The 12,228-nt window shown below is 72.1% G+C and carries 10 protein-coding genes and 1 pseudogene; 3 read left to right on the top strand and 8 right to left on the bottom strand.

Going from position 1 to position 12,228, the window contains the following annotated elements:
• Nucleotides 1-7: 7 nt before the first annotated feature.
• From DDQ41_RS30955 to DDQ41_RS30970, 4 genes are all read right to left on the bottom strand, one after another.
• On the bottom strand, nt 8-904 hold the full coding sequence (locus tag DDQ41_RS30955) for a prephenate dehydrogenase/arogenate dehydrogenase family protein (protein WP_109297431.1): 897 nt from the start codon (nt 902-904) through the stop codon (nt 8-10).
• Between the two features lie 98 nt (nt 905-1,002).
• The gene (locus tag DDQ41_RS30960) at nt 1,003-1,809 is read right to left on the bottom strand and encodes a TIGR03084 family metal-binding protein (RefSeq protein ID WP_109297432.1); all 807 of its coding nucleotides are present in this window, start codon (nt 1,807-1,809) and stop codon (nt 1,003-1,005) included.
• An 88-nt stretch (nt 1,810-1,897) separates the two neighbouring features.
• Nucleotides 1,898-3,565 (bottom strand): FAD-dependent oxidoreductase, encoded by a 1,668-nt coding sequence (locus DDQ41_RS30965; RefSeq protein ID WP_109297433.1) that lies wholly within the window; start codon nt 3,563-3,565, stop codon nt 1,898-1,900.
• On the bottom strand, nt 3,562-4,140 hold the full coding sequence (locus DDQ41_RS30970) for a DUF5987 family protein (RefSeq protein ID WP_109298038.1): 579 nt from the start codon (nt 4,138-4,140) through the stop codon (nt 3,562-3,564). Before DDQ41_RS30970 ends, DDQ41_RS30965 begins: the two co-directional genes overlap by 4 nt.
• A 293-nt stretch (nt 4,141-4,433) precedes the next feature.
• Here DDQ41_RS30970 and DDQ41_RS30975 point away from each other — a divergent pair, with 293 nt between their 5' ends.
• Nucleotides 4,434-5,534, top strand: coding sequence for a ParB/RepB/Spo0J family partition protein (locus tag DDQ41_RS30975; protein WP_174720342.1), 1,101 nt, complete (start codon nt 4,434-4,436; stop codon nt 5,532-5,534).
• A 39-nt stretch (nt 5,535-5,573) separates the two neighbouring features.
• On the top strand, nt 5,574-6,344 hold the full coding sequence (locus tag DDQ41_RS30980) for a helix-turn-helix transcriptional regulator (protein ID WP_109297434.1): 771 nt from the start codon (nt 5,574-5,576) through the stop codon (nt 6,342-6,344).
• Nucleotides 6,345-6,458: 114 nt separating this feature from the next.
• Here DDQ41_RS30980 and DDQ41_RS30985 read toward each other — a convergent pair whose 3' ends face one another.
• The 4 genes from DDQ41_RS30985 to DDQ41_RS31000 are packed head-to-tail and all read right to left on the bottom strand — an operon-like array spanning nt 6,459 to nt 11,808.
• Entirely contained in the window at nt 6,459-7,808 is a 1,350-nt protein-coding gene (locus DDQ41_RS30985) for a cytochrome P450 (protein WP_109297435.1), read from the bottom strand.
• Nucleotides 7,805-8,350, bottom strand: coding sequence for a flavin reductase family protein (locus DDQ41_RS30990; RefSeq protein ID WP_109297436.1), 546 nt, complete (start codon nt 8,348-8,350; stop codon nt 7,805-7,807). Before DDQ41_RS30990 ends, DDQ41_RS30985 begins: the two co-directional genes overlap by 4 nt.
• Nucleotides 8,347-8,805, bottom strand: a complete 459-nt coding sequence (locus DDQ41_RS30995) for an acyl-CoA thioesterase (protein ID WP_109297437.1) — start codon at nt 8,803-8,805, stop codon at nt 8,347-8,349. Before DDQ41_RS30995 ends, DDQ41_RS30990 begins: the two co-directional genes overlap by 4 nt.
• Before the next feature lie 3 nt (nt 8,806-8,808).
• Nucleotides 8,809-11,808, bottom strand: coding sequence for an SDR family NAD(P)-dependent oxidoreductase (locus DDQ41_RS31000; RefSeq protein ID WP_449451401.1), 3,000 nt, complete (start codon nt 11,806-11,808; stop codon nt 8,809-8,811).
• 128 nt (nt 11,809-11,936) lie between these two features.
• On the opposite strand from DDQ41_RS31000, the pseudogene DDQ41_RS31005 reads away from it, so the two are divergent.
• Nucleotides 11,937-12,215, top strand: a pseudogene (locus tag DDQ41_RS31005) (acyl-CoA dehydrogenase); the annotation flags it as partial.
• Nucleotides 12,216-12,228: the final 13 nt, after the last annotated feature.

Genomic DNA, 12,228 nt, shown 5'->3' on the forward strand with positions numbered 1-12,228 from the left:
GGCAGCTTCACACCGGCGTCCGGCAGCGGGCATCTCCTGGATTGCGGGACCCTGTGGCGTCGAGCAGGGCGGCCCGCCCGCGGTGGCCCTGGAGGAGCAGTCCGCCGACGGAGACGGAGCAGGTGTCGCCGCCGTCCCTCAACGCCGAGGCCATCAGGACGAGATCGGCGGCCACGCGCTCCACCGAGGCGGCCACGGCGGGGGCGTTGTGGGTGAGGATGTCGCTCCACAGGCCGGGGTCAGAGGCGGCGATCCGCGTGGTGTCGCGCAGACCGCCGCCCGCGAGGGCGAGGACGTCGGGGGCGGCGTCCGCGAGCTGGGCCGCGAGCGCGACGGCCACCAGCATCGGGGTGTGGGAGACGGTGGCGACGGCCTCGTCGTGGGCCGTGGGCGGCATCGTGTGCGCGACCGCGCCGCACAGGGAGACGAGTTCCTCGACCGCGGCCGCGGCCTCGGGGTGGACGGAGGGGCCGGGGCACAGGATCCATGGCCGGCCGGCGAACAGGCCGGGCTCGGCGGCGGCCGTGCCGGACAGCCCCCGTCCGGCCATCGGGTGTCCTGGAACGTAACCGCGCAGGTCGCAGCCGCGCAGCACGGCCTCTTCCCAGATCAGCCCCTTGGCCGCGGCGACATCGGTGTAGGCGCGGCCCAGCCCGCGGGCCTGGGCCTCGTAGAGCACGTCCACGACGGCGGACGGCGGGGTGGCGACGACGACGAGGTCGGCGGGCGGGGCGTCGGGCGCCAGCGGGGCGCCGGCCCCCCGGCCGGCGCCCAGCGCCACCGCCGCGGGGTCCGGGTCGGCGAGGGAGACGGCGATCCCGGAGCGGCTGAGGCGCAGAGCGAGGGAGGTGCCGATCAGCCCGCAGCCGATCACGGTGACGCTGCGCAGTCGGGGGCGGCTCATGGTGTCTCCTGGTGGGCTTCTGCTCTGCGCGGGCGGCCGGGGCCGCCGGGCGGAGACGGGGGTCCACCGGGCGGCCCGGCGGCGGCGCGGAGGGCGGGTCAGTCGCAGCACGGGTCGGCGAACTGTCCGGGGGTCCGGCCCTCTCCGGCGGGACCGCGGTAGGCCTGGGCGATGTCGAGCCAGCGGTCGGCCTCGTCGCCGGCGGCGGTCAGGGCGAGGTCGTCGCGGTGGCGGCGCCGGGTCACCAGGAGGCAGAAGTCGTGGACAGGGCCGGTGATCTTCTGTGCGGCGTCCTCGGGGCCGAAGGCGAGAACCTCGCCGGCGGGGGTCGTGAACTCGAAGCGGAACGGCTCCTCCGGCGGGGTCAGACCGCGGGAGAGATATCCGAAGTCGCGGGTCAGGACCGCGAATCGGGCCAGGTGGCGAAGGCGCTCGGTGGGTTCGCGGCGCACCCCGAGGGCGTCGGCGATGTCCTGTCCGTGGCCGAACAGCTCCATGATGCCGGCGGAGGCCAGGACGGCCGGCGGCAGCGGGTTGACCAGCCACGGCACCACCGAGTTCTCCGGGACGGCGGCCAGCGCCTCGACCGAGGCGTCGCCCTCGCTGCGGAACCGGGCGAGCAGCTCGCTCGGCGGGAAGCAGTTGAACTGCTGGAGGGCGGCGTTGACGGCTCCGTCGAAGTTGTGCGAGGCCGAGGCGGCGATTCCCCTGAAGGTGTCCGGGTCGGCGGCGGCCGTCTTGGCGAGCCGGAAGATGAAGGTCAGATGGGCGACCTGGTCCGCGACGCTCCAGCCGGGGGCCGGGGTGGGCTTGCTCCAGTCGGCCTCGTCGATGTCGCGTACGAGGCTCTCGACCTCGTCGATGTCGGCGGCCAGTGCCTTGAGTACGTCGTTGAGGGTGTCCATGTCCTGATCACTCCCGAGAGGTGGGTACGAGGTTGATTGTTTGATGCAACTCACTGTTGCCGCTGAGTGCTTCGGCGCGACTCGCCGATCAGACGCCGGCCAGCTCCTTCTTCCGCAGCAGCGGCAGCACGGCGTCGCGTCCGCTCTTGTAGCCCGTGGGGGCGGGGGCGCCATAGGTGACGGCGATGCCCTTGGCCCGGGCGGCGGCCACGATGTGCGGCACGGCGCGCTCGGCGAGGGCGGCGATGGTCATCGCCGGGTTGACGGTGAGGGCGCCGGGCACGGCGGATCCGTCGGTGACGAAGATGCCGGAGTGGCCGCGCAGTTCGCTGGTGTCGTCGAGGGCGGAGGTGTGCGGGTCGTCGCCCATGCGGCAGGACGCCAGGGGGTGCACGGTGTAGGCGCCGACGAGGTCGTTGGTCCACGGCATCACCTTGGCGAGGCCGTCCTTCTCCAGGATCTCCTTCACATCGGCGTCGGCCTGGTTCCATCCGTGCCAGGTGTTCTCGGTCGGCTTGTAGGAGAGGTTGCCGCGGCCGAGCATCTGCTGGGAGATGCGGTGGGAGTTGCCGGTGGCCGGCGGCGGGCCGAAGACGCCCTCGTTGTCGTCCTCGGTCATGCAGAAGATCGTCAACCAGGACTTCCAGTGCTTGAGGATCTCCTTCTTCTCCTTGCCGAACCAGGTCGGGCCGGAGGCGTCGGGCACCTGGGCGAGGATGGTGCCGAGGCCCGGCGGGAAGTAGAGCTGCTCGAGGGAGTAGCGGGAGTACTCGGGCAGGGAGCCGTCGAGCTTGTCCCAGCTCGCCACGGTCGGGCCCTTGCCGATCGCGTTCGCGCCGTAGGGCAGCTGCCCGTCGCCGCGGCTCAGGCCGAGGATCTCGGCGACCTTGTCCTCGTTGAGGATGGCGGTGTTGAGGCGTTCCCCGTTGCCGGAGAAGTAGCGGCCGACCGCGTGCGGCATCGTGCCGAGGCGGGTCTCGCTGCGCTGCAGGATGACCGGGGTGGCGGCGGCGCCGGCGGCCATCACGACGATCTTGGCCTCGATGACGCCGGAGCCGCTCTGCAGGCGGTAGTCCTCGTCGTCGACGATGTTGTAGTGGACGCGGTAGTCGCCCCCGGGAGTCCGCTCCAGGTACTGCACCTCGTGCAGCGGGCGGACCTCCGCGCCGTGGGCGAGCGCGCCGGGCAGGTAGTTGACGGTCAGCGACTGCTTCGCCTCGAAGCGGCAGCCCGCCATCATGAAGTTGCAGTTGACGCACTTGGAGTTGTCGATGGCCGCGGCGAGCGGGTTGGCGGTGCGCCCGGCGTGGTTGCAGGCGGCGGCCCACAGGCCGCCCGCGTAGGAGGCGTCGCTCCAGTCCTGCTTGCTGACCGAGAGGGACTCCTCGATCCGGTCGTACCACGGGTCGAGGGTCTCGCGGCTGACGGACTTCGGCCACATCCGGCGACCGATGCCGCCGTGCCGGTCGAAGACGAACCTGGGGGCCCGCGGCATGGCCGCGAAGTAGACGACGCTGCCGCCGCCGACGCAGTTGCCGCCCAGCACGCTCATGCCGTCGCCGACGACGAAGTCGAAGATCCGGGTGTAGGAGGAGCCGAGCTTGTAGTCGTGCTCGAACTCGTCGTTCTTCAGCCAGGGCCCCCGCTCCAGGACGGTGACCTTCGCGCCGCCGGCGGCCAGGTGGTAGGCGGTGATCGCACCGCCGAACCCGCTGCCGATGACCAGGACGTCGGTCTTCTCGGTCGTGTCGCTCATGCTGGGCTCCCGGAGGGGGTGGTGTCGGGGTGGAGGTCGGCGAGCCGGCGGCCGTAGCCGAAGTCCCGGAAGCGCCACAGCCCGTCGGTGTCCGGAACGGTGATGCCCATGGCCGCCAGGCCCGGGTGGCCGTTCTCGATGGACTCGTCGGTGTGCAGATGGGCGGCGGAGTCGAAGGCCATGTTGCAGAAGAGGGAGAGCAGGACCCAGAAGTCCTTCTCCGGGTGGCCCGGCGTCGTCAGTTCCTCGATGAGCCGGACGCGGTCGTCGTAGTCGAGGGACACGAACGGCGGGACGGTCCCGTCGAGCGTGCGGCCGGTCTTCTCGGCGTAGGCCCTGGCGTGGTCGTTGACCCGGCTCGCCAGGTCCTCGAGCCCGTCGTGGATGCCGGTGGCGTCCCAGCGGAGCAGGTCGAGGGCTCCGCAGGCGACCGCGCCGCCGCCGGTGCTGACTCCGGCGACAGCCCGGTCTCCGGGCCAGCGCTTCTCCCCCGGCACGATGGTGTCCGCGTAGGCCTCGAGGGTGAAGGTGGCAGCTTCTGCGATGTCGACCTTGCGCTCGGGGATCCTTCTGATCCTTCTCACGGCAGTCAACTCATCCTCCAGTCGGTTGGCGGGGACTTCCTGCTGGCGACGAGGAGAACGTAGAACTGCTGAGTTCTTTCAAACAACCAACACATACGGCGTTCACCGAACGCAAGTTGCACCACACAACCAGACGAAGTCGAAGCGTCGCCCCCGTCCGACCCCAAAGAAAAACGATCGACCGGTTATATTCTGGGGTGCGTGTCGCGTTCTGTGGTTCCCAGGCCTCCTGCGGATACGAGGCGGAATGCAGTGGCGGCCCTGTCCGACCCAGGGGGGTGGAGATGGAGAGCACGGACAAGCGTCTGAAACTGCCCACGAACTTCACTCACCGGATCCGCATAGCGGCCCTTCTCCCGGCGGATTCGCCCCGGTTGAACGGTGTCGACGAGAGCCATGTACGACGACTCGCCGACGCCTACGCCTCGCTTCCGCCGATCCTCGTCCACCGTCCGACGATGCGCGTCATAGACGGCTCGCACCGGGTGGCGGCCGCCGCGCTGGTCGGTCAGGACAGCGTGGAGGCGCACTACTTCGACGGCCCCGAGGAGGACCTCTTCCTCCGGTCGGTGTCCGCGAACACGGCACACGGCCTCCCCCTGACGGTCGGCGACCGCAAGGCCGCCGCCGCACGCATCCTCCGCTCGCACACGGACCTGTCCGACCGCACCGTGGCCGCCTACACCGGCCTCGACGCGAAGACGGTCGCCACCGTGCGCCGCAGTTCAACCGAGGATGCGAGACGGTCGAACACCCGTATAGGGAGCGACGGCAAGGCGCATCCCCTCGACCGCACCACCGAGCGTCTGCACGCCGCCCGGCTGATGGCCAGCCGGCCGGATCTGCCGCTGCGGGCGATCGTCAAGGAGACCGGGCTGTCCCTCGGCACCGCCCATGACGTGCGGCAGCGCCTGCGGCGCGGCGAGTCGCCGGTCCCCGACCAGCGCCGCGGTACCGCGCCGGTCCCCGCCCGCGCGACCGCCACCGCCCCGCCCGGCACCGGCCGGCCCGCCCCTCCCTCGGTGAAGGCCCCGGGCGGACCCGTGAGGCCGGCGGTGCGGCAGCCGACGGCCGGGAGCACGGGAAGCTCCGGACGGACCCGGACCTCGCTGGAGACGCTGCGCAACCTCGCCGGGGACCCGTCGCTGCGCCACTCCGAAACCGGCCGGCACTTCCTGCGCTGGCTCCACACACACTTCCTGGTGGACGACTCCTGGCGGCAGCAGCTCGACGCCGTGCCCCCGCACTGCACGGCCACGGTCGCCGAACTCGCCCTTCAGTGCGCGCAGACCTGGCGCAGGTTCGCCGAGGACCTGAGCAGCAGGCGCCTGACCGACATCGCGCCCGCCCCCACCGCACGGCCCGCCTCGGAATCCCGGCACTGACGAGGCCGGACATCGTCAACTCAACGACAGGGAGAAACGGTGACCTCCACCGCCATCGAGCGTGCCGTCCGCAATGTGATCCAGGACATGCACACAAATCTCGGTCAGGATCTGACGATTGACGACATGGCCCGCACCGCCATGTTCAGCAAATTCCATTTCACCCGGGCATTTCGAGACGTGACCGGTACGTCTCCCGGACGCTTTCTGTCCGCTCTCCGGCTCCAGGAGGCGAAACGCCTCCTCGTCGACACCGGATTCAGCGTCGCCGACATCAGCAGCCAGGTCGGATACAGCAGTGTGGGCACTTTCAGCTCGCGCTTCAAAGCGTGCGTCGGAGTTTCCCCGAGCATGTTCCGCGAACTCGGCGGATTCACACCCGCCATCGAGACCGACCCGGCCGGAGACGACATCTCCACGAGCAACATCCTGCGCGGCCGCATCGCCCTTCCCGAAGACCGCGCCCCGGGCAACTGCTTCCTCGGCCTCTTCCCGGCGCCTGTCCCCCAGGGGCAGCCCGTGCGCTGCGCCGTCCTGGACGGCCCGGGCTCCTTCGAGCTGCGCGACGTCCCTTCCGGCACCTGGTACGTGCTCGTCCACTCGGTCCCGTACGGCTACGAGCACCTGGCGTCGGGAACCGGTGACGAGGACGTCGTGTCCGTCGGCCGCTACGGGCCGGTCACCGCGCACCCCGACACCCTGCTGCTGCCCGTCGAGATCACGCTCCGCCCGGTGGAGCCCATGGACCCGCCGGTCCTGATGGCCCTGCTCGACCTGCGGGCCAACGCCCGCGAGAGCCACGCCGCCTGACCTCCGGGCACCAGACCGGGACCGCGCCCGGACACCCGCGAAGCCACGAAGGGGGCCGGCCGCGGTGCCTCCACCGCGGCCGGCCCTCTTCCCTCCTCGTACGTCCCGGCGCGCTCACTCCGCCGGACGGACCGTCATCGGCAGCCCCCCGCGCATCCGCAGGGACATCATCGGCTCGGCGACCGCCTCGTGCCCTGGCACCACGGCCAGGTCGAGATCCCGGGTGACCAGCGCCGTGACGAACACCGCTTCCATCATGCCGAGGTTGCTGCCCACGCAGAACCGCGGTCCCGCACCGAAGGGGATGTAGGCGTACCGCGGGCGGCTCGCGACCCGTGACGGGTCGAAGCGGCCCGGGTCGTACCGTTCCGGCTCCTCCCACAGGTCCGGATGGCGGTGCAGCGTGTACGGGGATATCAGCACGTCGGCGCCGGCCGGCACCGTGAACCCGCCGACCTCGTCGTCGCTCTGGGCGACCCGCGGCAGGATCCACACCGGCGGATACAGCCGCATGGCCTCCTGCACGGCCTGGGTCGTGTAGGTGAGCTTGTGCAGGTCCTCCGCCTCCGGCACGCGGCCGCCGGCCAGCACCGAGCGGGTCTCCTCACGGACCAGACCGCGGATGTGCGGGTGGCGGGCGAGCAGCAGCAGGGTCCAGCCGAGCGTGCTCGCCGTCGTCTCGTGGCCGGCGAGCAGCAGCGTGACCAGTTCCTCCCGGAGGAGCCGGCGGCCGACTGCCGGATCACCGTGCTCCCGTGCCGCGAGGATCATCCGGGCGAACGCGTCGTCGGCGCCGTCGCCCTCGGACATGCGGGCGCTGCGATCGGCGACGAGTCCGGTGACGGTCCTGGCCAGTTCCCGGCGGGCCCTGCGGAACCGCCGTTGGGTCCCCAGCGGCACCCAGGTCGGCACCAGGCCCTGCGTGACCATGTCGAACATCGCCTGGTCCTGTACGGCCTCGAAGGCGTGGGCGATGCCGTCGTACCGGTCGAGGGCCGTGTCCATCAGGGTCCGGCCCAGCACCCCGAGGGTCAGACCGGTGACCTCGCCGAGCACGTCCACGGGTCCCGCGCCGGCGCGGGCGCGCAGCAGTTCCACCAGCCGCGCGGACTCCTCCGCCACGGCCCCGGCCTGGGCGGCGATCCGGCCGGGCTTGAACGCGGGCTGCACATTGCGCCGCTGGGCGCGCCACAGCTCGCCCTCGCTGGTGAGCAGACCGTCGCCGAGTACCTTGCGGGACTCCACGAGGCCGATGCCCTTGTGGTAGTTGGCGGCGTTGTCCGCCAGCACGTGCTTGGCGTAGTCGGGCCGGTTGAGGATGTACATCTTCTTCGGGCCCATGGAGACGCGTACGGCGTCGGAGAGCGCCGCCGCGTCCCGCATCATGCCGAGCCGGTCGACCGCCAGCTTCCGCAGCAGACCGGGCAGGGCCCGCACGGGCGGGCCCGGCGGATGGACGCTCATGCCGCGCCTCCCTGCGCCTGGGCGGCGAGCTGCCGGAAGCGGCCGCGGTGGAACACCAGCGGGTCGCGGTCCGGCAGATCGTCCAGGGTGGTCACCCGCCCGAGACGGATGGTGTGGTCGCCACCGTCGTACGCACCCCATCGCACGCACTCGAAGTGGGCCGCCGCCCCCGCTATCAGCGGGGCGTCGGTCGCCCGGCCGGGCAGCCAGTCGACCGCTTCGAACTGCTCGGCGCCCATGGGCCGGGACCGGTCGGCGAAGTGCCGGGCCACATCCTCCTGACCGGCGCCGAGGACCGACACCGCGAAGGTGTCGGACTCGGCGAGGGCGCGGTTCATGACCGCGTCGTTTCCCACGCACACCAGCACGAGGGCCGGATCCAGCGACACCGATGTGAAGGAGTTGGCGGTCATGCCCCGCGGTGAGGCTCCGCCGACCGTCACGACGGTCACGCCGGTGGCGAAGGCCCCCAGTGCCCGCCGCAGCCTCGCGGGGTCGCCGACGACGGCGGCCCCCGGCGCTGCGGCGGTCAGGGTGCTCATGCCACCTGCCCCGTCAGAACCCGGCCCTGGACGGCGTACGGCTCCAGGGCGCGCGCCAGGCCCTCGGGAATACGGGAGGGCACGGTGTTGGTGTTCGGGCCGCGCATGCACGCGATCCGCTGCCGGCCGCGGGCGATCAGCACCTCCGCCCCGCCGGTCACCTTGACGTAGTCGAAGGTGAACTCCAGTTGGGTCTGGCCGAGTTCGGACAGCCGCATCCGGATGGACAGCTCGTCGAAGGCGGTGATCTCGGCGAAGAACTCGCAGTCCACCTTCAGCGTGAACAGCTTCAGGTCGTCCTGCACCTCGGCGAGCACGTCCGGTGCCTTCTGGTGCAGGAACAGCTCCCGGCACCGGCCCTGCCAGCGCAGGTAGTTCACGTAGTACACGTTCCCGACGAGGTTGGTCTCCTCGAAACCCACCGTGTGCCGGTACTCGAAGTAGTCTTCCGCCATGGTCTAGGACCGCCCTTCGGTGAGATCCGATGCGTGCGTGAGAAAGGCGAAGACCGCGGGCTCGAGGGCGTCGCGCAGGGCGGTGACGAAGGTCGCGATCCGCAGCTCGCCGACGGCGAACACCACCCAGGCGTCCTTGCGGCGCGGCAGCACCGTCAGCGGCGCTCCCGCCATGATCCCGGCCTTGGCCAGGCACTCCACGGCGCTCCACACCCGGGTAGCGGCGGTGTCGGGCGCCTCGCCCGTCTCCCTGGCGACGAGTTCCGCGACGGCCGCGTGGTCGCCGATCAGGCCCTTCCACTCTGCGGCCGTGCGCATGCTGACGGCCTCGATGTCGCAGGACACCTCGGTGTCGGAGACCGCGCTGAGGGTGACCCCCAGGCCGTGTGCGGCCGACATCGACATGTGCGTGCCCGCCTCCAGCTCCGGTCGGCCGTCGGGACGGTGCCGGACCGCGACCGGGGTGCCGAGCGCCCTGGAGGCCGCGTCGGAGGTGAAGCCCCGGCGCTGAGCGACCGACTCTGCGGGGGCGTCACCGTGCGGTTCGACGGCGACCGCGATACGACCGCCGAGGACGTCCTCCAGCGAGCGCTCGAGGTAGGGGCCGAGGAGCGGCGCGACCCAGGGGCCGGACCCGTCGTTCTTCCGTACGGCGTGGAGGGTCAGGCCGTCCCAGCGTTCGACGACGGTGCCGTTCCCGTCGCGCACCGCGATGTCGTACACGTAGGTGTCGCCGTCCCGGCTGCGCTCGACCGCGGTGTACCGCAGCTGGTCGGGAACGCGGTCCCCGGAGCCCAGCGGATGGATCCGCTCCACGCCCGAGGGCAGCAGCGTCGCGTCGGGTACGCACACCTGGTTGCCGTGCATGAGCGAGTCGCGCATGCCGGGATCGGCCAGGAGCAGCTCTCCGGGCAGGAAGCCGGCGAACCAGCCCTCGGGGTGCCGCTGGACGGCGACTTCGGCGTCGACGTGCCGGGCGGCGGCCCGGTGGAAGCGGCGCAGCCGCTGGAAACGGGCGCCCTGGAACAGGATGCTGCCGTACAGGTCGGCGGCCGGATCCAGGGGGACGACCGGGGTGTCCTCGGGCACCTGGAGCGGCGGACCGTCCGGTGCCGGGGCCTCGGTGTAGACCAGCCGCGCCCGGAAGTGTTCGGCGACGAACCCGGTGTCCTCGGCGTGGATGGCGACATCGACGGTGTCCGCGCCGGTGACGGTCGCCGCGATCCGGATCCGGGTACTGCCGTTCGGCGGCACCACGATGGGCCGCAGGAACCTGGCGCCCTCGATGACCGGGGCCGAGGTGCGGCCGGTGACCGCGGACGCGACCTGGGCCATGGCCTCCATGCCGATCACGGCGGGCAGCAGCAGGTTGCCGTCGAGCAGGTGGTCGGCCAGGTAGGGGTCGCTGCCGGCGTTCAGTTCGACCTCGGTGACCAGCTCGACGCCGTGGTACCGGACCAGCGGGGTGCCGGTGAAGCGCAGCATCGGCAGCGCGGGCAGGTCGCGGCGGACGGTGCCGATGCCCTCCGTACGGCCGCTGATGACCGTGACGACGGGCGCGTCCGGGTCCGAGATCAGGCGCAGCAGGATCTTCACGCCCTGGTCCGGGGAGACGGGGGTGATGCCCTCGCGGGACAGCGATTCGACGACGGAGAGCTTCTCGCCCATGCCGACGCCGGACCACACCGACCACTCCATGCACCGGGCGCGGACCTGCGGGTGGTTGCGGGCGACGTCCTCGGTGAGATCCGCCAGCCACTCGTTGGCGGTGGCGTAGTGCGCCTCGCCGCGCAGGCCCGCCCGGCCGATGATGCTGCCGAAGGCGACGAGCAGCTTCAGACTGCCGGCTCCCACCGCCTCCAGAACCGTACGCAGCCCGTCGACCTTGGGGGCGAAGGTCCGCCGGAAGTCCTCGGCGCCGAGCTGGGTCAGCGGGGCGGGCTCGTTGCGGCCCGCGCCGTGCAGCAGACCGGTGATCCTGCCGAGTTCGCCCTCCAGTTCGGCGACGGCCGCCGTGACCTGCTCCGGCTCGGTGACGTCGGCGCGCGCGTAGTGCACGGTGACGCCGCTGTCGCGCATCCGGCCCAGGTTCTCGGCGAGTTCGCGGTCCTGCGCAGGGTCGGAGCGGCCGAGCACGGCCAGCTTCGCCCCCGTGTCCAGGGCGATGGCCAGGGCGCACTCCGCGGAGATGCCCTTGCCGCCGCCGGTCACCAGCAGGACGTCGGTGGCGTCCAGGGGCGAGTCGGTGCGCAGCGGCTCCACCGGCAGGGCCCGCAGCGTCGGTACCCGACGCACGTCGGCCTCGTCGTAGTGGACCTCGGTGAACCGGCCGGTCGCCGCCACCTCGGCCACGACCCGCTCCACCGCGTCCCGTGTCACCGGAGTGTGGACGATGGTGGTGCGCAGATGCGGTGCCTCCAGGTGCAGGGTCTTGGCCAGACCCGCGGCACCGCGGCCGTCCTGCACCAGGACGAAGCGCCGCTCGCGGCCGCCGGCGAGTGCGTTCTTCGCGGCGTCGAGTACCCGGTCGACCTCCTGTGCGGAGCAGCCCCTGGGCAGGACGGCCAGGACGCCCGAGCCCAGCCGGGACGTCGCCAGAGCCTGCCTGAGGCGCTCGGCGAACGGGTGCCCCTCCGGGGCGAACAGCTCCCATGCGCCGTCGGTTCCGTCGGCCGCGGCGGGCGGCCGGGCCAGCTCGTCGAGGTCCACGGCGAAGGGCCGCGCCCAGGCGGCCGCACCCGCGATCGCGGGGCCGGCGGTGGGCTCCTGCCCGTCACCGCCGGTGCTGATGAGGGTCTCCAGCGCCTCGGCCAGCTGGGCCAGGGTGGCGGTGGCGAAGTTGGTCGGCACCTGGGCCGCGGCGATCCCGAGGCGGGACGCCGCCTGGTTGACGATCTGGCCGACGGTGATCGAACTCATGTGGAGGTCGTCCAGGAGCCGGCTGTCGGGGTCGACGAGATCGGCCGGAAGTTCCGCGCGTTCCGCGACGAGGGTGCGCAGCACATCGAGTACGTCGGTGCCGCCCTCGTCCGAGGGCTCGGCGGCGGCGCCGGCGGGAGCGGTGGTGGCCGCGGCGGGACCCGGCCGGTCGGCCGGTGCGGCCTGCTCGGGCCCCGGGGCCGCGGCGGGGCATCGTGATGGGCAAGACCGATCCGGAGGGCGCGGACATCCGGCGCCAGCAGTCGATGCTCCTCGTCCCGCGCGACACCCCGGGTGTCGAGGTGCGCCGGGCGATGCGGGTGTACGGCTTCGAGGACCACTCCCACGGCGGCCACGCCGAGGTCGTGTTCGACGACGTCCGGGTGCCGGTGTCGAACCTGGTCGGCGAGGAGGGCGGCGGCTTCGCCATCGCCCAGGCACGGCTGGGGCCCGGCCGCATCCACCACTGCATGCGGCTGATCGGCATGTCCACCATCCGCAACG

It is taken from the genome of Streptomyces spongiicola, assembly GCF_003122365.1.
Taxonomy (GTDB): domain Bacteria; phylum Actinomycetota; class Actinomycetes; order Streptomycetales; family Streptomycetaceae; genus Streptomyces; species Streptomyces spongiicola.